The organism is Planomonospora sp. ID91781 (assembly GCF_015711595.1).
In the GTDB taxonomy this organism is placed as follows: domain Bacteria; phylum Actinomycetota; class Actinomycetes; order Streptosporangiales; family Streptosporangiaceae; genus Planomonospora; species Planomonospora parontospora.
Genome location: NZ_JABTEY010000004.1, coordinates 249,823 through 269,899, shown reverse-complemented (window position 1 = coordinate 269,899; position 20,077 = coordinate 249,823). Strand labels below are relative to the sequence as shown.

Annotated in this window: 17 protein-coding genes and 1 pseudogene; 16 read left to right on the top strand and 2 right to left on the bottom strand. The window is 69.3% G+C overall.

All coding sequences use genetic code 11. The annotated features are described in order from the left end of the window. The first annotated feature begins 159 nt into the window (after positions 1-159). Both HS048_RS34955 and HS048_RS34950 read left to right on the top strand, forming a co-directional pair. The gene (locus HS048_RS34955) at positions 160-1,116 is read left to right on the top strand and encodes a hypothetical protein (protein ID WP_196470128.1); all 957 of its coding nucleotides are present in this window, start codon (positions 160-162) and stop codon (positions 1,114-1,116) included. 65 nt (positions 1,117-1,181) lie between these two features. After that, entirely contained in the window at positions 1,182-2,024 is an 843-nt protein-coding gene (locus HS048_RS34950; protein WP_196470127.1) for a hypothetical protein, read from the top strand. Here the strand turns inward: HS048_RS34950 and HS048_RS34945 are convergent. Next, positions 2,021-2,916 (bottom strand): annotated as a pseudogene (locus tag HS048_RS34945) (IS5 family transposase). The gene HS048_RS34950 and the pseudogene HS048_RS34945 overlap by 4 nt on opposite strands. Positions 2,917-3,183: 267 nt before the next feature. Between HS048_RS34945 and HS048_RS34940 the strand changes: the two are divergent. The 13 genes from HS048_RS34940 to HS048_RS34880 all read left to right on the top strand — a co-directional run bounded on the left by HS048_RS34940 (position 3,184) and on the right by HS048_RS34880 (position 14,670). Continuing rightward, positions 3,184-4,515 carry a hypothetical protein gene (locus HS048_RS34940; protein ID WP_196470126.1) on the top strand — a complete coding sequence of 444 codons (1,332 nt, stop codon included), beginning with the start codon at positions 3,184-3,186 and terminating at the stop codon, positions 4,513-4,515. Positions 4,516-5,022: 507 nt separating this feature from the next. Beyond that, positions 5,023-5,223 carry a hypothetical protein gene (locus HS048_RS34935; protein ID WP_196470125.1) on the top strand — a complete coding sequence of 67 codons (201 nt, stop codon included), beginning with the start codon at positions 5,023-5,025 and terminating at the stop codon, positions 5,221-5,223. A 296-nt stretch (positions 5,224-5,519) separates the two neighbouring features. Then, positions 5,520-6,140, top strand: a complete 621-nt coding sequence (locus HS048_RS34930) for a hypothetical protein (protein WP_196470124.1) — start codon at positions 5,520-5,522, stop codon at positions 6,138-6,140. Between the two features lie 305 nt (positions 6,141-6,445). Next, on the top strand, positions 6,446-7,255 hold the full coding sequence (locus HS048_RS34925; RefSeq protein ID WP_196470123.1) for a hypothetical protein: 810 nt from the start codon (positions 6,446-6,448) through the stop codon (positions 7,253-7,255). Between the two features lie 169 nt (positions 7,256-7,424). Continuing rightward, complete coding sequence (locus HS048_RS34920) at positions 7,425-7,757, top strand: hypothetical protein (RefSeq protein WP_196470122.1); 333 nt, start codon at positions 7,425-7,427, stop codon at positions 7,755-7,757. A gap of 64 nt (positions 7,758-7,821) precedes the next feature. After that, the gene (locus HS048_RS34915; protein ID WP_196470121.1) at positions 7,822-8,640 is read left to right on the top strand and encodes a hypothetical protein; all 819 of its coding nucleotides are present in this window, start codon (positions 7,822-7,824) and stop codon (positions 8,638-8,640) included. A gap of 266 nt (positions 8,641-8,906) precedes the next feature. Next, positions 8,907-10,562 (top strand): DNA cytosine methyltransferase, encoded by a 1,656-nt coding sequence (locus HS048_RS34910; RefSeq protein ID WP_196470120.1) that lies wholly within the window; start codon positions 8,907-8,909, stop codon positions 10,560-10,562. A 236-nt stretch (positions 10,563-10,798) separates the two neighbouring features. Next, positions 10,799-11,143, top strand: coding sequence for a hypothetical protein (locus HS048_RS34905; RefSeq protein ID WP_196470119.1), 345 nt, complete (start codon positions 10,799-10,801; stop codon positions 11,141-11,143). 64 nt (positions 11,144-11,207) lie between these two features. After that, a complete protein-coding gene (locus HS048_RS34900; protein WP_196470118.1) occupies positions 11,208-12,440 on the top strand; it encodes a hypothetical protein in 1,233 nt (410 codons plus the stop codon). A gap of 172 nt (positions 12,441-12,612) precedes the next feature. After that, entirely contained in the window at positions 12,613-13,164 is a 552-nt protein-coding gene (locus HS048_RS34895) for a hypothetical protein (protein WP_196470117.1), read from the top strand. Between the two features lie 78 nt (positions 13,165-13,242). Then, a complete protein-coding gene (locus HS048_RS34890) occupies positions 13,243-13,566 on the top strand; it encodes a hypothetical protein (RefSeq protein ID WP_196470116.1) in 324 nt (107 codons plus the stop codon). 97 nt (positions 13,567-13,663) lie between these two features. Beyond that, entirely contained in the window at positions 13,664-14,110 is a 447-nt protein-coding gene (locus HS048_RS34885; protein WP_196470115.1) for a hypothetical protein, read from the top strand. A 98-nt stretch (positions 14,111-14,208) separates the two neighbouring features. Then, the gene (locus HS048_RS34880; protein ID WP_196470114.1) at positions 14,209-14,670 is read left to right on the top strand and encodes a hypothetical protein; all 462 of its coding nucleotides are present in this window, start codon (positions 14,209-14,211) and stop codon (positions 14,668-14,670) included. 7 nt (positions 14,671-14,677) lie between these two features. On the opposite strand, the gene HS048_RS34875 is transcribed toward HS048_RS34880, so the two are convergent. Beyond that, positions 14,678-15,295: a hypothetical protein gene (locus tag HS048_RS34875; protein ID WP_196470113.1), complete on the bottom strand. Its 618-nt coding sequence runs from the start codon at positions 15,293-15,295 to the stop codon at positions 14,678-14,680. 176 nt (positions 15,296-15,471) lie between these two features. On the opposite strand from HS048_RS34875, the gene mobF reads away from it, so the two are divergent. After that, entirely contained in the window at positions 15,472-20,010 is a 4,539-nt protein-coding gene (gene mobF, locus HS048_RS34870; RefSeq protein ID WP_196470112.1) for a MobF family relaxase, read from the top strand. Positions 20,011-20,077: the final 67 nt, after the last annotated feature.

Sequence of the window (20,077 nt, the reverse complement as noted above, 5' to 3'; positions counted from 1 at the left end):
CATCCAGCACCGCAGCAGGCGTAGACGATGCCTCACCCACCGGCGCGCCGGTGGGTGAGGCCGCCTCTGCCGAGCCCGCCGCGAGGGCGCGCCCTTCTCGAAGCCGGCGCACCACCCGGCAGGTGACCCCGGCACCCGAGTACCCGTCACAATGGTCGGATGCAGGTCGATCTCACCCAGGCGCGCCGTATCGCCCAAGCGAACGCCGGACGCCGCCTCATCGGCGACGACGAGATCACCACAACCGGTATCGCGGCCCTGACCGGCTCACATCCCGCCACCGTCCGGCGCTGGGCCGCCGACCCCGCCAGCGGGTTCCCGGCCAGTGTGCGCACCGGCGTGTTCCGGCTGGACGACGTCGTCGCCTACCTGCGCCAGCAGGAGGCTCTCCACGACGACACCTTGCTGCGTCTCGCCGAGTTCGCGGCCCTGCAAGAGGTCGGAGCCGCAGTGGTCAGGCAGTACGCCGACCACCCCTACCTGGTTCAGCGCAACGACCCAGCCAACGCCGACAGCAAGGGGCGCCCGCGCTGGCGTTATGGCGACCTGGTCACCTTCTGGTACGAGATCCGACCCAGCAAAGCCCGCCAGCCCCGCGGCCGCCCCGACCCGCTGCTGCCGTACGTGCGAGCCATGCAGGCCGAGGCACGCGCCGCGGACCGCCCGCTGGACGAGACAGCCATCATCCGAAAGCTGGGCGTGGGAGAGCCGCGGGCGCGGCGCCTGCTGACCGCCGCCGCCCGCCCGCAGCCCCTCGACGACGATCAGCGCACCGTCTTGGGCCCCCGCGTAGAGCAGATTCTGCGCCAGGCCGCCGCCCAGGGGATCCGGGTGACCGGTCCCGCTCTCGCCGAGCAACTGAGCATCCGTGTGCAGGACGCCCGTGCTCTCCTGGCCGAGGCCCGCGAGAAGCTCCGATCCCAGCAACCGCCGCCGGCTGCGCCGCAGCGCACCATCAGTCCTGGGCTGGCCGCGGCGGTGCAGTTGTTGCGCGACGCGCGCGCCGCCGGAACACCGTTGACGGGCTTTCAGGTCGCGGCCCACGTCGGGGTGAAGGAGCGGCAGGGATTTCGCCTGCTGGCTCAGGCGAAGAAGCATCTCGCGGCCGAGTCCTAAGGCCTGTCCTGTGAATCTTCTAACGCTGATTCAGCCAGCTCGTCGCTCGAAACTATGCTGAGAACGTGATCGATATCATCGGCCGGTGGCGGGCCTTCGAAAAGACGCTCCGCGACCGCGAGCTCGACTGGGGATTGCACTTCGCCCCGGAACAACTCCGCTACGCCCGCTCCGCCGAGCATCCGCGCGGAGCCGGCGTGGATCACCTCCTCCCCGCCGACTACCGGGCGTTCGTTTCCGAGGTGGGATATCCGGTCATCGGGTTCGGCTACTACGACAGGGACGGGATCTCCTTCCTCCCGCCGGAGGCGATGGCGCGCCTCTCGGTCGACCTGCCCGCCCCCGAGGATGTGTGGCCCGAACCCGCCGACGATCGGCCGACCCTCTGCCGGTACGCCTTCTTCGCCGGATACGACCTGTCCGAGATCGAGGGCTACTCGTTCGGACCGGCGGCCGGCGGCGGCGAGCCGGTCGTCTGGCTGGTCGAGCGCGGCATGCCGCAGGAGGAGATCGGCACCTTCACCGAGTGGCTGGACGGGGAGATCTCCCGGCTGCACGCCTACGTCACCGCATTTGAGACCGATGAGATCACCGCACTGCGCGAAAAGAACGGCGGCGAGGGCGACCCTCACCGGCTCCTCGACTACTCGCTGGGCGGCTCCTACGACCAGGCACCGTACACCGCCCAGGATCTGGACTTGGCCTGGGTGGAGTCACAGGAGAGCTCCCCGTACTCCTACGGCCTGATCGACGGCACCGGTGCCTGGCGGATCCCGCTCGGGAAAAGGTTCCGCAGCGTCCTGCCGTTTCGCGACGGCGCCGCCGAGGTCATCCTCAACGAGCAAACCACCAGCTACGCAGGCCCACGGATCACGATCCGGCCGGACGGTTCACCTACCGGCCATTAAGGGCATGAAAGCCAGTCCAAAGCGGCGACCAGCAGGATCTGGCAGCGGTAGATGACCGCGCGCTTGGCATACCGACAGGCCAGCGCGCGGTACCGCTTGAGCCGCGCGATCGCGCGTTCCACGACGTTGCGCCGCTTGTAGATCTCCGGATCGAAGGCGTACAGCCGACCGCCCCGCGAGCCCCGGCTCCGGCGATGGACCAGCTGGTTCTGCTTCTCCTCAGATCGTGGCGGCGATCCGCCGACGGCGCAGATACCGGCGCGTGCCACGGGCGCTGTATGCCTTGTCGGCGATCACCCGAAACCACCCGCCCTTGGGGGCGGGTAGCCGACGGGCGGGCGTACCTGATCGATCAAGGGGATCAGGTGCGGGTTGTCTCCGGCCTGGCCAGAAGACAGGATCACCGCCAGTACCCGGCAGCAGGCGTCCACGACCAGATGCAGTTTGCTGCTCAGGCCGCCCCGGGAGCGGCCCAGCGCTTCGCCGTCGACGACGTCCACCGTCGCGCCCGAGGCCCCGATGGGAACGGTGCCCCCTTTTTCCGGGCTCCAGCGGCATGCTGGTGCGCCCGGGTGACGGTGGAGTCGACCACCACCCCGTAGACGGCTCCGCCCATGCCGGCCCCACCGGCCTGGGCATTGGCTTTGACGTGCTCGAAGAGCCGCTCCCAGGTGCCATCGGCGCTCCACCTGCGCAGCCGCTCGTGCAGCGTCTTCCACGGTCCGTAGCGGTCGGGGACGTCCCGCCAGGGTGCGCCGGTCCGGGCCTGCCACAGAATCCCGTTGATCACCTGCCGGTGGTCACGCCACCGGCCGCCCCGGCCGCCGCCTTGCGGTAGCAGCGGTTCGATCTGCTCCCACTGCCGATCGGTGAGTTCTCCCCGGTGCACCATGCCTGCCACATCGGTGACCAGGTCGAACTCCTGAGGAGGAGATTCACAGGACAGGCCTTGAAGCCGCGCGGCGCTGACGGCCATGGCCTGTGGCCACTACCGCCCACAAAGCGCGCATAAATGAATTAAAGTTAATATGTGTGATCGGGATGGCGCCCCGGTTCGCCGCTCTCGTCTCCTCCGATCCGAAGGTCCCCCCCTATGTTGTCCACCGCATCGGGCGGCGCTGCGCTCGCTCGCGAGTCTTCCGCCCCCACACCCCCGTTATTGCCCCGCCCGATCTGGTACGGCATCGTCCCGGCCGCCGAGGTGGACACCGTCCTGCACACCGGGCTGTGGCCCACCTCGCAATACGACTACCCCGACCTGACCAGCCGCGCGCCCGGCCACGTCTACCTCGTCACCGCCGACGTCCTGGTGTGGGGCGAGGCCTGGACCGGCACCCCGGTCCCGCAGCAGGACCACGCGATCATCGCGGTCAACCTGACCGGCATCAGGGCCGCCCTGCTGTGCCCGGACGGCTTCGAGGTCCCCGACCACCACACCACGGCCATCGCCGCCCCAGCGCCCCCGATGGCCGACGCAACAGCGGCCCTCCACCGCGACGGCATCACGATCCGGGGCCACATCGCCCCTGAACGCCTGGTCGCGGTCCCTGCCGACCGCCAGCACCGGCTGATCGAGTGGGAAGCCCTCATGCGCCCCTTCCTGGACGGCACCGGATGGGCGCTGCCGCCCGCCCGCGCGGCGCACGCCGCACCGGCGCCCAAGCCGCTGATCACCGCCGACCACCCGGCGCCGCCCGCCGCACCCGCCGCTCCCGGCCCGGCCCCGCCGCAATCACCCGCGCGCCCCCGCCTGTACGTCGGCGCTCCGGACCCCTCCTGGCTGGGGCGCTTCGACTTCCCCATGCTCGTCTCCCGAGCGCGCCTGAGTCGCCTGGTCCGCAAGTTTCCCACCGCCATCACCGAATGGATGCTGGATTCCAGCGGCTACAACCACATCCGCAAGCACGGCCGATGGGTGATCACCGCCGAGCAGTACGCCGAGGAAGTCCAGTTCTGGATGGAGGCGATCGGCCGCATGGTCGCCGCGGCCCCGCTTGATTGGATGTGCGAAGAGGACGCCCTCCGGCAGACGGGCAAGTCCATATCCGCACACCAGGAGCTGACCACCGCCAACCTCCTGCGGCTGCGGGAACTGGCTCCCGCCGTCCCGTGGATGCCCGTCCTGCAAGGGTGGCGGCGCAGCGACTACCTGCGGCACATCGAGATGTACGCCGCCGCCGGCATCGACCTGACACGCGAACCCCGCGTGGGTGTCGGGTCCATCTGCCGCCGCCAGAACTCCATCAGCATCGCTCTGCTGATCGACGAGCTGGCCGAGCTCGGCCTGCGCCTGCACGGCTTCGGTGTGAAGATCGGAGGCCTGGAAATGTGCGGCGAAAAGCTGATGTCGGCCGACTCGGCCGCCTGGTCCGACCACGCCCGCCACCAACGCGACAAACTGCCCGGCTGCACACACGCCGACTGCCGCAACTGCCCGGCGTACGCCGCAGTATGGCGAGACGACCTCATCGACCGCGGGCTGGTCCGGTAAATGCCAACGCGGCAAGCGTCGCGGCCGAACCGCATCAACCCGCGATCGGCCACAACGCCCATCCATCAACGACCCACCCGCTCCTTCTCCAAAAAGCGGACAGCACAACCATCGAGCCCCGAACTCCCTCGATCAATGAGGATTCGCGATAACCTAATAACACCTCGAACGGGATGGCACACCGGACGATGAAAGAAACACATCTCCAACTCGGAGGAAACTCATGCAACACGCTGTCGCCCTCATAGAGGGAAGGACACGACTCTCCGCCGTCCCCCATTCTGATTCGCTGCTACCGGACCCGATTCGGCACCGCGAGGCTTTCACCGAAGCGGCGGACAGACCCCACTACCGGCTCACCGGCATCGGCTTCACGAAGACCACCGCCCCGGGGGTGACCAGCCGATGATGACCAGCGGCGCCACTCAGATCCACCGGCGGGGCTGCCCCTGCCGCTCGTGCGAGAAGCAGACAACCGCCCCTCTGGAGCGGGCCACAGTCGAAGACATGGCCCGCCTGATAATCGGCGAAATCGAAAACTACAGCGAGGAGCCACTGGACGTGGCCATCCAGCATCGCATCCAGGAGGGCGGGAGCTTGCTGAGACTGGATCCCACCGGGATCGTGGTCACAGCCGACGATCTGACATGGACGCTCACCGCTGAGACCTTGAAGGAAATCGGATCAGGCTGGTGGCGCCTGAGGTAACGAACACAGCGGAACCGCACTACCCGACTGTCATCCCGGAACAACCGCAAGGGTGACATCACACAAACGACGGCCAGGGCGCGAATCCAGCGCCCTGGCCGTCGGCATGTCCGCTTGCCGCATGATGGATAAAAGACGAACCGGCGACAGCGGTAAACACCAAGATAAACACAGCTCTCGCTGGCCGCGATTCACAGACCAAACGCGAATAAGGATTCGTGGTAAATTAATAACACCTCGAACGGGATGGCACCCCGAACGAGGAAAGAAACACATCTCCAATCCGAAGGAAACTCATGCAACACGCTGTCGCCCTCACGGAGGGCAGGGCGCGACTCTTCGTCGTCCCTCATCCTGATCCGCTGCTTTTGGACCTGCTTCGACGCCGTGAGGCTTTCGGCCTCAAGACGGAGTACGTCGCCGAGCGAATGGGCATCGCCCGGCACGGTGTCTACGAGCTGGAACGAAAGATCCGCAACGGCGAGAACATCCTGTTCTCAACCGCCGTCAACTACGCCCACGCGGTCGGTGCGCTGTTCACCGCGGAAGCTGACCCCGACTTCACGCCCCCGCCCGCACCGGAGCTGCCCACCTGCAAGAACAAGGAGTGCGGCGGCACCATCCCCAAGGGCGCCGGCAGGAACGGCCTGTGCGGCGCCTGCTACAACCGCTGGCACAAGGCCGGACGGCCCGAGCAGGTTCCGCCCCGATCCGGCCGCACCCCCGGCCAGGCGATGGCCGAGCGCCGCCAGGCGATGGCGGCCATCAGGCGAGCCGAAGCGCACCGCCGCTTCACCGTCCTTCACCAGGACGTGGAGACGATCGCCGAAGCCCTTGAGGTGACCGTGGCCACGGTCAAGGGTTATCTGGCCGCTCTACCCGCGCCGGAAGACACCGCCGCTCCCGCTGTCACCTGATGACGGCAGCGTGCCCAGGGGTGGCGCCGAGACGCCGCTCCTGGGCACGCGTTAAGCGCGCAGAACAACGCTTGCACTGAAGACCGCGCGACCCTTCCCGCTGCGTGGTGCGTGGCCCCGGCCCGCGAACGCCTCGCGCCGCCGAGGCCACGCACCGCGCAGCCCCCGCCACCGGCCCCTGACAGCCCCACAGCGCGCCGCCCCGGGCCATCGGCAGGGACAAGGGCCCTCATCCCTTTTCCGGCATCAGGGCGCGCTTCAGGCCGTGCTGGCCCCAGCGCGCCACACCCCGACAGGACAACACGATGGACGATCTCCCCACCTACGAAAACGACCTCGACACGCTTCGCGCGGCCGGCCTCAGGGCCATCATCACCCCCGACCGGTACATCGAGCTGGAAGCCCTCGACGGCTACAGCGCCCGAATCGGCTGCGACGACCAGCCCCTGCCCGACGACTCGATGGACGTGCCCTGCTGGACGCTGCGTCTGCACCGCCTGTCCGATGCCGCGCTGTTTTGCTACCGCGACTCCGAAGGCGACACCGCACGCTTCGCCAACACGGTCCGGAACCTGCTCGACCAGCTTCCCGATCTCCCCTTCCAGCCTGTCCACCACCAACCGCACTGGATCTCCGGGGCTGTCGCGTGCCTGCCGAAGAGCACCGCTGAGCGGTTCAACCGGGCGGCCCGCTTCCACTCCCAGCTCGACGACGACACCCCGCCCTGCATCGAAGTCGCGGGCGTGCAGAACTACTCCTACGTCCACCCTGCGACGGGCGGTGTGTGCGTGGCGCTCGATCTGGAGGAGGCCGTCGCCGCCGTCCTCGACGAGGCGGGGAACGTGCGGCTGGAGATCACCGTTGGCGGCGTCACCGTGCTGGACACTGCCCCGGCGACCGGTGCCGAGGGCCTGGCCGCCAACCCGGCTCAGGCCGTCGGCGCGATCTTCCGGCTCTACAACGAGATCCTGGCCATCCACATGGAGCGCGGTGGCGACTGGAACGGCGGCGACATCGTCTCCCTCGTGGAGCGCTGGTTCGAGGAGATGGGGCTGACCTTCCCCACCGAGCACCTCTACGAAGACACCGACGAAGCCCTGGACGCCTCACGCTGAGCCGCTCAGTGGGCAGGTGCCTGCGCCTCGCGCCGGAGCGCGGGCACCTGCCGCACCCAGCGCCGCCGAGTTCACCATTCCCGGCGGCATCATCGCACCGCTCCGGCGCTCCTGTCCGCCGTGTCGCGCAGGCACGCGCACCGGCATCTCTGATCCGAACGGAATCCCCATGAAGACCATCCCGACCGACCACCCCGGCAACTACACCCTCGTCATCACCACGGTGTGGCTCGACCACGCCGACCTTCCGCCTGTGCCCGACTGGTACGGCAGGGACATGCGCGTCGAGTCCGCCGTCATCACCTGGCGATGGGACAGCCGTGGCGGGTGGGTGAACCACGGCATCGAGGTCCGCGGAACCGTCCTGCGCAAGGACAAGTCCTTGACCGCGCGGTCCACCAGTCGCCGCCAGCTCCCCGGCGCTCCCGTGGAGAGCCTGCCGCCGGAGTACAGCGACCTCATGGAGCGCAACCGTCCTGCCTGGACCCCGCTCCCCGCCTGACCCCGACTCGGGTGCGGGCCGTATGGCCCGCACCCCTCCCCATCCCAACAAGCAAAGGATCACCATGCCCACGCTCACCTTCGACGGTGTCTTCGACCCCCAGCCCCGCCGCCTGGACATCACCGCTCTGGACCTCCAGGGATTCCTGGACGCCTCCTACGCCGACCTGCGAGCCGCGTTCGGCCCACCGTCCATCGACGCCGTCCCTGACGGCGCCGGAGCAATGTGGCACATCATCACGCCCGCCGGACCGGTGGAGCTGTTCGACTACGACAACCCCGGCTCCCCGCAGGAGTACCCGGCGCAGCGTGCCGGCTGGCAGCTGGCCGCCGACGACCTCAGCGCCCTGCCATGGATATACCAGCACGTCCTGGGCAGCACCGAGGACTTCCCTCGGCTCACCATGACCAGCGACGTGGTCGCCATCACCGAGGCCTACATCCTCTACCTGTCGCACCAGGCCTACGGCTGGAGAGCGAAAGGGCGTTTGGGGGAGCTGGAGCACTTTCAGGCCAACGCCTTGTTTCTTCCCCCGCATCGCGGCCGAATGCTGCTGCTCGACGTACTGCTGGGCGATGAGTGGGCGGCAGCCGATGAGACGCAGCGGCAGGCGTGGCGCGCTCAGCCGGAATCCCACGCGGCGGGCCGACCCGGGGATCCGCAATACCTGAGCTCCCTGCGCGCCTGGCACCGCTGGGCGGTACTGACCGACTGGCGCGGTCCCGGTGCCCAGCCGGTCGAACTCGCCACCGGCCTGGCGGCGCTCGCCGAGCATCTCGCCGAGCGCCGCCGACTGCCCGTCGGCCGCGCCTACTACGAGATCTACCGCGGCACCGTGGCGGCGCTGGCCGAGCGGGCGGCCGAGCCGGACCGCATCGGCTGACCTGTCGGCCGGGCGACCGGCCACAGCGGTCCCGCACCGACCGAACGGTGCGGGACCGCCGCATATCGGCCATCCAAAACAAAGCGTGCATAAACGGATTAAATGGATCTGTCGGGCGGGGATGGCACCCCCGCTTCCGGCCACCACTCCAATCCGATCCAAAGGACCCGTCTTCATGCATGCCTTCTTCCGGCACGACCCCCGCCCGGCCGCCGCGCCGAGCACGCCCGCCCGGCCGCCCCTGACGCCGCAGACCCCCGGCGCCGATGCCCGCCGCCCGGCAGGGGGCGGCACTGATGCTCGCCTCCCCCTACAGCCTGTGGGCCACCGACTGGCAGCCCGCCCGGCCCAACGGCCTGACGTTCATCGACATCTTCTGCGGCGCCGGAGGATCGGCCATCGGCCTGACCGCCGCCGGCTACTCCCTGCGCCTGGCCGCAAACCACTGGAAGCGGGCGATCGCCACCCACGCGGCCAATTTCACCTCCGCCGACCACCTTTGCGCCGACGTCAACAACTACGACATGCGGCGCCTGCCCCGCGCGCACGTGCTGTGGGCCTCGCCGATCTGCTGGGAGGCCTCCCCGGCGGGCGGCAACCACAAGCCGAAGCTGCCCGGCGGCATCGCAGGTCAAGGCGACCTGCTGGCCGAGGACGACGACGAGCCCGCCACCGACGATCGCTGGGCGCGCACCCGCGCCACCGCCTACGACGTCTTGCGCGCCACCGAGGTCTGGCGCTTCGAGGCGATTCTGATCGAGAACGTGGTCGAGTTCGCCACCCTGTGGCCCCTGTTCTGGTGGTGGCTGGAGGCGTTCACCACCCTCGGTTACCACTACAAGATCGTGTGCGTCAACAGCGCGCACATCGGCGGCGACGGCATCCCGTACGCGCCGCAGTGGCGCAACCGCATGTACATCGTCCTGCTGCCCAAGGGTGTGCCCATGCCGGACCTGGAGCCGCGCCCGCTGGCGTTCTGCTTCGACTGCGGCGAGAACGTCCGCGCCCGCCAGACGTGGAAGAGCACCGATCAGGCCAAGCTGCGCATCGGTAAGTTCCGCGAGCAGTACCTCTACACCTGCCCCAACACCCGCCGCTCGCACGCCAACCCGGTCGTGGAGCCCTACGTGCTGCCCGCCGCCGCCGCACTCGACCTGAGCGACCCCGGCAAGCGCATCGGCGAGCGCCGCAAGCCGCTGGCCGCCTCCACCATGAAGAAGATCCGGGCCGGGCTGGAGATGATCAGCGCCGGGCCGACCGCCATCCAGGTCAATCACGGCGGCCACGATGGACGCCACTACCCCGTCTGGCACAACCCGCTGGCCACCCGCACCAAGAAGGGCGGCGACGGGGTCGCCACCCCGCCCATGCTCGTCCAGGTCGGCGGCAACACGTCCGCCCCCCACTCCGCCGGGCTGCCGCTGCGCACCAGCATGACCCGCGACACCGACGCCGCGGTCACCCCGCCCGGCATCGAGTTCGCCGACGCGCTGCCGCCCTACCTGGTCGAGGCGCGCGGCGGAGGATCGGTCGCCCGCCCCAGCGACCACCCGCTGGCCACCGTGACCGCGAAGGGCAACCACCTGTTCCTGACCACCCCCGACGACCGCATCACCTGGGACGGCGGCCACGGTCTGGTGATCCCCTACCGGCGTGGCGAGGCCAAGACCACCGCCACCCCGCTGCACACCGTGGCGTGCAAGAGCTCGGCCGCCCTCGTCCAGCCCCGCGAGCACCGGCCGATCGAGGAATTCCGCTTCCGGATGCTCAAGGCACGCGAGCACCTGCGCGCCCAGTGCTTCCCCGACCACTACATCGTCACCGGAGGCCACACCGACCAGACCGCGCAAGCCGGAAACGCCGTCAGCGCCAACGTCGCCCAATGGCTCGGCCAGCTCGTCGCCCAGGCCCTGGGTTGCTGACCGGCGAGGCGACCGCCGCCGCGCGGTGACCGATCCTCTCACCGGTTCGGGCCGGAACACCGCTTCCGGCCCGAACCGCAGCCGGTGCGGCAGACTCACCGCCCTCCCGCCGCACCGCGTGGCACCGGGGAGACACCCATCCAACAAAACGCGCAAAAACTGATTTAATTCAAATACCGGATTGGTGATGGCACCTCTGATCCGGCACCGCATCCAATCCGACAGGAAGTCCACGCATGACATTCACGGCACTCGACAGCTACTTCCTGGTTGTCCGCAACCGGGAACTGCGCCCCGGCGACGTCGTCCTGGAGCCGCTCGCATGCGGCTACGTGACCGCCCCGCCCGTCGCCGCCGACCCGCGCGGCGAGCAGATCTTCGTCACCCTCGACGGCGGCCAGCCCTACCCGGACCTCGCCGCAGCCAAGGTCAGGGTCTACCGGCCCGGCAGCATCGACCTCTTGCCGCCGTGCCCGTGCGCGGCGGCCGGACTCGGCCAGCTCCACGACGGCTCGTGCACGCGCCTGCACGAGCTCGTGGAGCAAGCCGCCGAGCTATGGCCCGACCTCGGCCGCGACTGACCCCGACCGATCCCGAGCCCCGCACCAATGGTGCGGGGCTCACCCCTCACACGGAGCACATCACATGACGCACGAGACCGGCATCACCGGAACCGTCGTATTCGCCAGCGACTACGCCATGGGCCGCTACGTCTTCACCACGTCGGGAGCACACGCGATCCCCGAAATCCAGATCCCGTTCCTGGCCGACTACGCCGCCCACTGCCAGAGCATCGGCCAGAAGGTCACCCCCGCCAGCTACAGCACCTACACCGCCACCTTCCCCGAGGAGGCGATCAGCCAGGAGCTCAAGAACCCCGGTGACGGCCCGCTGCCCCACCTCAAGCAGCCCGGCGAGCACTACCTGTACACCATCACCCCCACCGACTTCACCGCCGAGGAGGGCCCGGCCGACCTGCTACACCTGACCGTGCAGGGGATCGACCCGGAATTCGACTGGCTGGAGATCGGCGCCTACTTCACTCTTACGGCGCTCTACCAGGAAGCCGTCCAACTCCTGCGCTCCCGCGCGGCGATGCGCACCTGGCGGTTGAAGAACCACTGGGGCGTGCTCGCCCCCACGATGTCGCCCATCCTCACAGGCCTGTGCGAGCGCGCCGACCGCCTCGCCGCCCTGATCTCTCCCTCGCCCGCACGCCCGGCCTTCACCCTGGCCGCGCTGGCACGCCTGCACACCGACTACAGCGACCTCCTGGCCGAGCTGAACCGCCATGGGGTGCCCGACCCAGGCATCGACCGGCGCGACGCCTGCACCGCGCACATCACCGCGACCCTGCCCGGCGGCCGAGCGCTCACGGCCCGCTGCGCACGCACCGGCACCCTGCCGACAGACCCCGCCACCGTGCGAAGCTGGCGAATCGAGCGCACGTTCCACGGCGCGACCGTCGAGGGAGGCGGCTTCGACGTTCTGGACCCCTCCCGTCTGGCCGAGGCGCTCGGCTCCGAGGTCGAGCGCCTCACCAGCTCCCTGGCCGCCGCCGCCACACGCCAGCGAGCACAGCAGTCACGGCCGTGCCCCGCATGCGGCCACCAGGTGTGGGACAACCGCCTGACCGGCGAACCGTGCCCGGCGTGCGTCCCCTCACACACCGTGTACGAGCACGCCATCTTCCACCCTGGCCACATCGCCGAACACCTCGCCAGCGAGCACGGCATCAACGTGGGTAGCGCTGCGGTCGATGCTGAAGTCCTCAAGTGCTGGGCGAGCGAGCAGGACCTGCCAGACAGGTTCACCGCACCGGAGGTGACCGCGCACTACCTCCACGCCCACGCACCCCACCGCCCCCCGCAGGACTAGCCGGTCACCGATCCCCGGCGGGCGGAGCCGCACGCGATGAGCGCATGGATCCGCCCGCCATTCAGCAGCGCGTCACCACCCCCACAAAGCGCGCGAAAACTGATTAAATGAATTCAAGCGATTCCGGATGGCACCCGGACCGCGCCTCTCCAATCCGAAAGGAAACCCCCACATGATCCGCATCAAGCACGACCTGCCCGCCGGTACTCGCGCGATCGAGGAGCAGATCTTGGACGGAGTCGGCCTCATGCTCTCCAGCGCCGGATTCGACTGGAACGCCTACACCGGCGAATGGATCCAGCCCGACACCGCCTACCTCCCGGCGGATACGAAGGCCATCGAGGAAGTGGTGCGCCTGCTCAACAAGGCGGGGTTCGCGACCACCGTGGAAATCGCCGACTGGATCGCCCCCGCCGAGGAGGCCCACAGCAGCGCCGCCCGCCACGTCGGCCCCACCGGCCCGGAAGGGCGTTACGTGGTAACAGACCTGCGCCCCGGTGACCTGGTCTTCTTCAGCGACCCGCACAGCACCCGGACCATATGGGCCCGGGTGGGCCGCACCAACCGGCGCACCGCCGACGTCTACCCCCACAACATGTTGTGGTCGCGCGTCCGCATCATCCCGACCAACGTGCTGGAGGCACGCCGCACGACCAGCCCCACCCAGCTCGCCAGCCTGGCGATCCACGCCCGCATCCGCTTCAGCGCGAAGGTCCCCGCGTAGAGACGCCCGCTGCCCCCGGCCCCGCGCCGGGGGCGGCGCCCCGACCCACCGGCATCTCTTCGACAAGAGGGACCTTCCATGAACAAGCTGCCCGAACGCCACCTCCGCCGCCTCGTCGCCCGAGCCGCCATCTTCCGGGTCGAAGCCGACCGCGACGCGGCCCAGCTGGACGACACCCCCCGCTGGCGACTGCGCCGCCGCCACGTCCTGCGCCAGCAGGCACACGACTCCGCCATCAGGGCCAGCACCGCACGGCACATGCTGTGCATGGCCTTGGCCGCCGACTGCTTCGACCAGCAGGCCGTTGAGGACGACGCCGACCGAATGATCCGCGACTACATCGTCTGGGACGGGATGCAGCAAGCAGGGACCTACCTCATGCTCGGCCTTCACCGCTCCTGATCCGCACCACGACCGCGCGGCCGCCGGGGCACCTTCCCGCCCGGCGGCCGCCCTCCCCGATGGACTTCACCCCTCACGGACACGAAGGCCCTTGATCATGAGCAACCGCGCATCGTGGAACACCGCCGCAGGGCTCCGCCGCACATTGGAGCTCCTGCCCCCGGATCTGCTGATCGTCTTGTCTCTGGATCCCGCAGGCAACGCCTACGCCCCTCTCGGCCACTGCACCGAGAACCACCTCTACGGCCCCGAACCCGAACAGAACCCTGCCACCGTCACCCCGTGCATGGCGCTGTGGCCCCGCCCTGTCCTTTCCGGTCAGCAGATCGAAGGGCTCACCGTCCGCCAGTTGTGCGACCGGCTGCTCCGGATCCACCCGGGCGCACCGATCGTGCTGGCCCACGACCCCGAAGGCAGCACCTACAGCACGCTGCGCGCCTACAGCTACGGCCGCCTGTACTACAACCCGGCAGCCGACACCGCCCACGCGCTGTCCGCCGACCCCCAGAGCGGTCCCGAGTGCGCGGTCTTCTGGCCACGTTGACCAACCAGCGCCTCCCCCTCCGCCGTGGGGGCCGAACGCACCGCTCGGCCACCACGGCCGCCCCCGTCCCTGCCCTGCCCTGCCCCGAAAGGCCGACCATGCCCACCGCCCCGACCGTACTGACCGCCGCCGCTCTCTGCCGGATCCTTGCCCCGATCGCCGGGCATCGACTCATCGCGATGACCGCCGACGCCGAGGGCAACGACTTCAGCCCCGTGGCCGACGCGCTCATCCACGCCACGATCGGCTTCTTCACCTACCGGACGCACGCCGGGCGAACAGGAACGCGCGTCAGCGCCCAAGGCATCGCCCTGTCGCCAGCCAGGGCGGCCAGCGATCCTGAGCAGTGGACCACCGTCCAGACGCTCCAGCGCGTGCTCAGCCCCTTGCCCGCCAGCATGCCCGTCTTCCTCGCCCAGAACCCTTCCGGCAACTCCTACGCCCCCGTGGTCAGCCACCACATGGAGCTGTCCTACATGCGCGAGGCCATCCGGCGAGACGCCGAACGACCCCGCGGTCCCATCTGCGGCTGCCCGTGCCTTGTCCTGATCCCCGGCTGAGCCGCGCTCAGCCCGGTTCCTGGCCGCCCGCCGGCCACCCCCCAAGAGCCCCGAGCCGATCATCGGCTTGGGGCTCTTGCGTTGCCCCGGCACGGACGGGAGCAAGGACAGGAGGCGTGTCCGTCGTTCCGGCTTCCTCGGATGCGTCATCGGCCCGGCGAGCCCTGCGCCGTCGAGGTTGACGCTCCTCGGCGGGGCGACCGGTGATCTCCTGTACGGCTGCGTCCACCTTCTCTCCGTCGGCGGCCCGCTCGGCCGCCTCGATGGTCTTCACGCCCAGCCCGTACTCCTGGCATGCCTGTGGACCGAGGGTCTCGCTGAGCATCGCGTGCGCGTGCGCGGCCCCGCCGAAGAGGCGGGCCAGCACGGCCAAGGCGACCCGCTCGTTCGCCACCGCCGCCTCCCGCTCCTTGTCGGCGGCCCGTCGGCGCGTGATGGCGGCTTCGGCGCCGACGGCGGCGAGCTCCTGCTGGCGTGCCTTCTCCAGCGCCCGCTCCCGCAGCGCCTTCCTAAACTGTCTTCCTGACAAGCCTCTGACTTCATCTGTCATGAAGACATGACAAACCAAGATCATAAAAAAATCAAGATCATAAATGAAAGTAACAAAAAGATAACAGAAGATCATATAACAAGATCAACAAGACAAGACAAGACAAAAGATCAAGAAGATAGAAGAGATCGATATAGAAAAAGTATTCACAAAAGAGAAAACAAAGATCAAAATAACAGTGCTAAGGTATCGGTCACTTCGTGACGATACGTTGGGATTAATATACAGAGCGTAGGAGGAGGAGGTCAGACGTGTCATGGGTCACCGTCATCGGCCCCTCCGACGCCCAGGTCGAGTACCGGCTGGCCGGTCTGCACGGCTGCGCGGGCGGCAACATCGGCCAGCTGGCGGCCGCGCCGCTGATCCAAGCCGTCCAGGACAAGGCCGCCGCGCTGGGCGTGGAGGCGGCCCAGTTGCTGGAAACCGACCGCCAGCGGCACGTGTTCGCCGACGCCGTCGCCCGGCTGCAGCGCGACGGAGCCGATGTCGAGATGAACCTCGGTGCGGTGATCCAGATCGCCGCGGCGACCGGCGTCGACCTGCACCAGCTGTATCCACCGTCGGTCCTGGCGGCGTTCGCTGCACTCGATGAGCAGCTCACCTACCGGATGAGCGACACCGAACGGCCGCTGTGGTGGATCGGCGGAGGCTGTACAGACGTCGGGATCGAAGCAGGCGCCGAGCTGACGGGAGAGCAGTTCGACGACGCCCGAGCGCTGATGAAAGGCCTCGATCCGCGTACGGGCGAGCAGCTGGTGGAGCCGAAGATGGCCGCCCACCCCGGCTCCAAGCTGCCGGCGGCCCCGCTGCTGCAGGCCATCCGCGATCGCGCCGCCGCACTCGGCCGCACCGACCCGCTTGACCTGCTGCGCTCCCAGCGGCAGAAGACCAGTTTCGAGCGGATGAGCCGCCAGGTGCGCCGCTACGGCTCCACCCACCGGGTGAAGGTGACGGCGCTGCTGACCCTGGCCGATGCCGCCGGAGTCGACGCCTTGGCACTGTACGGACGGCCCGAACTGGAAGAGGCACTGGAGCGCGAGCACGACCGGGTAGTGGTCGGCAACCGGGGCTATGACCTGACCATCAACCTGCCCAAGGCCTTCAGCGTGCTGTACGCCTTCGCCCGCGGAGACCTGGCCAAGGAGGTCGAGCAGGTCTTCATCGACTGCCTGAGCGAGGCGATCGCCGCGGCGGAGGCGTGGACGTGCTACGGCATGCGCGGCCACCACGGCGACGGCGAGCAGGCCGAGCGCGTCGACGGCAACGGGTTCATCGGCTGGGTGAACCTGCACCGGGCCGCCCGGCCGGTCGGCGGGGCGCCGGTGGGGGACCCGCACCTGCACGCGCACGTCACGATCGCCAACATGTGCAAGGGCGCCGACGGCAAGTGGTCGACGATCGCGGCCGGCGGCCGGGACCTGTTCCGGCACATCCTGGCGGTCGATGCGCTGATGCAGGCGCGGATCCGGCAGGTCACCCACGAACGCTGGGGGATGGTCTGGGAGCGCAACGCCCACACCGGGGTGTGGCAGATCGTCGGGGTTCCCGAGGAGACGATCCGGCTGTTCTCCAAGCGCAACACCGAGATCCTGGCATTGTTCCAGCAGTGGGGGATCGACATCACCACCTGCACCGCGACCGAGCAGCACACCGCGGCCGAGGTGCTGAAGAACGCCAAGACCCGGGAGGCGACCTCGACGCCGACCGCGGGGTTGCGCGCCTACTGGCGGGCCGAGGCTCGCGCGGACGGACACGATCCGGATGCGGTCATGGCCGATGTGATGGCTCCGCACCGGCTGATCGGCCGCCGGCAGGTAGCCGGAGCAGCCGGTCCATCCGATCTGGACGCGCTGTGCCGGTGGCTGTTTCGCCCCGATGAGGGCCTGACCGGGCACCGCAAGGACTTCACCAGCGCCCAGGCGCTGGCCGCGGTGGCCGACGCCATCCAAGGCGGGGTCGCCTCCCGGGATGAGGCCGAAGAGCTCACTGAGCTGGTGCTCACGCATGGCGGGTACGCGGTTCGACTGGCGTCGACCGGCCCCGTCCACCTGTCCCACAATGACCGCTACACCACCGCCGACATCATCGCGGCCGAGCGCGCGATCATCGCCTCGGTTCGCCGGCGCCACCGCAGCGGGTGCGCGGTGCTGTCACCGGCGACCTTGCAGATGGCCATCGGCACCTACCAGATCACCCATCAGCTGATCCTCAGCGCCGAACAACGCGCCGTGCTGGAGCGCCTGACGCTGGCCGGACACGGTGTGGATGCGGTCATCGGTGTGGCCGGAGCGGGCAAGACCACGCTGATGGAAGTGGCGCGGATCGCCTGGCAGGCCGAGGGCAAGGTCATCGCCGGTGCCTCCACTGCGGCGGTGGCGTGCGCCAACCTGCGCCAGGAGACCGGCATCCCGGCCTACACCATCGCCAAATGGCTGGAGCGCATCGAGCATGGGCCGGGCCTGACCGGCGTGGACGTCCTCATCGTCGACGAGTCCGCGATGGTCGATGACCGGCAGCTGGCTGTCCTGCTCGCGCACGCCGCTGAGACCGGTACCAAGGTCATCGGCATCGGCGACCCGGCGCAGCTGCAATCACCTGGCGTGGGCGGCAGCTTCGCCGCGGTGCACACCCTGATCGGCGGCCTGACGTTGTCGACGAACTACCGCCAGCAGGATGCCGTCGAGCGCCGCGCGCTGGAGATCTGGCGCCCGGGGGACCGGCGCGAGGCGCTGCGCATCTGGGCCGAGCACGGCCGGGTGCACGCCACCACCACCCGCGAGCAGGCGCTGGCGCAGATGCTGGTGATGTGGGACGAGCGGCGCCGCCTGTACCCCCAGGTGCACGAGGCGATCGCCGAGGTGCTGATGCTGGCGGGAAAGAACAGCGATGTGGAGGAGCTGAATCTGTCGGCGCGCGCGATCCGCCGCGCCGCCGGCGAACTGCCTGGCCCCGACACCATGTTCGCCCTGGCCGATGGCGGCACCCTGGCGCTGACCGTCGGTGACATTGTGCTGATCCGCAAGAACCAGTACCGCGAATGGCGCAGCAACGGCGCCCAGGCCGACGTGCTCAACGGGTTCCGCGGTATCGTCACCGCCATCGACCGCCACAACGGGGTACAGGTCGAATGGCGTCACAGCGACGCCGACGGGCAGATCCAGCTGATCCGCGAATGGGTCAGCGCCGCCTACATCGCCGACGGCGGCCTGTCGTACGGCATGGCGATGACCGTGCACAAGACCCAGGGACTCGGCGCGCACTACGCCCTGACCTACGGGGTGGGCCTGCACGCCAACGCCACCTACACCGCGCTGTCGCGCGACATCCGCGAGGCGCATCTGTTTCTGGCGCGTACCGCGCTGGAAGATGAGGACCGCCAAGCCAGTATGGGCCTGCCGCGCAGCCCCGTCGAGGAACTCGACCGCGCGCTGAACGCCTTCGTCGACTCCCTCGAACACGACCGCGGTGAAGGGCTCATCATCGCCGAACTCGGTGAAAAGATCACGCCGATTGACCCGCCCGACCTGGCCGGACCGGACCCTGCAGCGCCTACAGGCGGCCGTATCGATCAGCCCGACCCGCTGGCTGAGGCGGTCCGGGCCGCCCTCGGACCCTGGGCCGCGATCGTCACCGTCGATGCGCAATGGCCCGTCCTGGCACGGGTCCTGCACCGGGCAGCCGAGAACGGGCACGACCTGGAGCCACTGATCAGCGCCGCGGCCGCCGAACGACCGCTGACCGACGCGCACTCCCTGCCGCGCGTCCTGGCCTGGCGGATCCAGCAGCAGCTCGACGGCGAAACAGCCCTCACGCGGCGCGCGCAGCCGGGCACGTTCGCCCCGCCGGTCCTGGACGCCGCCGCCCGCGCGGCGCTGGCGCACCTGCCGGGCATCGTCATCGGACGACTGCACCCCGATGCGGCCGAGACCTTCGACGATCTCGAGGACGACCTGTCGCCGCTTTCGCCGCTGCCGCACGCCGCCGAGCCGGCGGTGACGCCCTGGCAGGAGCGGCTGTTCGGCGCGCTCACCGACACCGAACTGCGCACGCAGATCGACGAGATCACCATCGGCCTGCCCGCCCTGCACGCCGCCGCCACCCAAGCCGACGCCCTGGCCGACGCTCTGCGCGACAGCGCCGCCTCCGGCGACGGGCCCGCCGTCAGCGCGGTGCTGCGTGCCCACGAGACCTTGCGCGCGCACGTGGCCGCGATCGACGAGCTCGCCGCCGTCGAAGCCGACCTGCAGGCCCAGCTCGCCACCGAGCGGCGCTTGCGCGAACAGCTGAACCGAGCCACCCGGGCAGGCACGGCGAGCGAAACCGCGCGATTGAAGGAGCAGATCACCACCAGCGGGCAGCGCATCGCCCAGCTCACCACGCGCCGCACCCTCGTGCGCCGCGCCGCAGGGCCGGCCTCACAGTTCGAGGCGGTCCGGCGCCGCCTGCAGACGCGCGATGAGCAGCAGCCGACGCTACTGGAGCGGGCCCGTGACACCGATGTCCGCGACGCCGAGCGCACCGCCGACCAAGCCCGGCAACTGCGTCGCCAGGCGGTGGAACTGACGGTACGGCTGCAGCATCTACGGGCCGAGGCCGCCCTGCGTGAAGAGAGCGATACCGACGACGAAGCGCATGAGGCGGTCCATCGTCTCCTTGCGCGCGTCGCCATAACCTCCACCAACAAGGCCGTGCTCGAAAGGCGCGATGCCCCGGCGGTTGCTGCGGTGGTGGAACCGCCGATCGCACCGGAACCCGGGACGGGACTGGGCGCGCCTGCGCAGCGGATGTAGCGGTCGTTGCGCTCATTAGGCGAGGCCGACAGCGGCGGCGCCCGAGCGGACATCAGCCCATCAGCGG

Bases quoted from the DNA above. Each gene is read 5' to 3' on its own strand.
- HS048_RS34955 (WP_196470128.1), top strand. From the start codon at position 160: ATGCAGGTCGATCTCACCCAGGCGCGCCGTATCGCCCAAGCGAACGCC.
- HS048_RS34935 (WP_196470125.1), top strand. From the start codon at position 5,023: ATGGCCCGCCTGATAATCGGCGAAATCGAAAACTACAGCGAGGAGCCA.
- HS048_RS34930 (WP_196470124.1), top strand. From the start codon at position 5,520: ATGCAACACGCTGTCGCCCTCACGGAGGGCAGGGCGCGACTCTTCGTC.
- HS048_RS34925 (WP_196470123.1), top strand. From the start codon at position 6,446: ATGGACGATCTCCCCACCTACGAAAACGACCTCGACACGCTTCGCGCG.
- HS048_RS34920 (WP_196470122.1), top strand. From the start codon at position 7,425: ATGAAGACCATCCCGACCGACCACCCCGGCAACTACACCCTCGTCATC.
- HS048_RS34915 (WP_196470121.1), top strand. From the start codon at position 7,822: ATGCCCACGCTCACCTTCGACGGTGTCTTCGACCCCCAGCCCCGCCGC.
- HS048_RS34910 (WP_196470120.1), top strand. From the start codon at position 8,907: ATGCCCGCCGCCCGGCAGGGGGCGGCACTGATGCTCGCCTCCCCCTAC.
- HS048_RS34905 (WP_196470119.1), top strand. From the start codon at position 10,799: ATGACATTCACGGCACTCGACAGCTACTTCCTGGTTGTCCGCAACCGG.
- HS048_RS34900 (WP_196470118.1), top strand. From the start codon at position 11,208: ATGACGCACGAGACCGGCATCACCGGAACCGTCGTATTCGCCAGCGAC.
- HS048_RS34895 (WP_196470117.1), top strand. From the start codon at position 12,613: ATGATCCGCATCAAGCACGACCTGCCCGCCGGTACTCGCGCGATCGAG.
- HS048_RS34890 (WP_196470116.1), top strand. From the start codon at position 13,243: ATGAACAAGCTGCCCGAACGCCACCTCCGCCGCCTCGTCGCCCGAGCC.
- HS048_RS34885 (WP_196470115.1), top strand. From the start codon at position 13,664: ATGAGCAACCGCGCATCGTGGAACACCGCCGCAGGGCTCCGCCGCACA.
- HS048_RS34880 (WP_196470114.1), top strand. From the start codon at position 14,209: ATGCCCACCGCCCCGACCGTACTGACCGCCGCCGCTCTCTGCCGGATC.
- HS048_RS34875 (WP_196470113.1), bottom strand. From the start codon at position 15,295: ATGATCTTCTGTTATCTTTTTGTTACTTTCATTTATGATCTTGATTTT.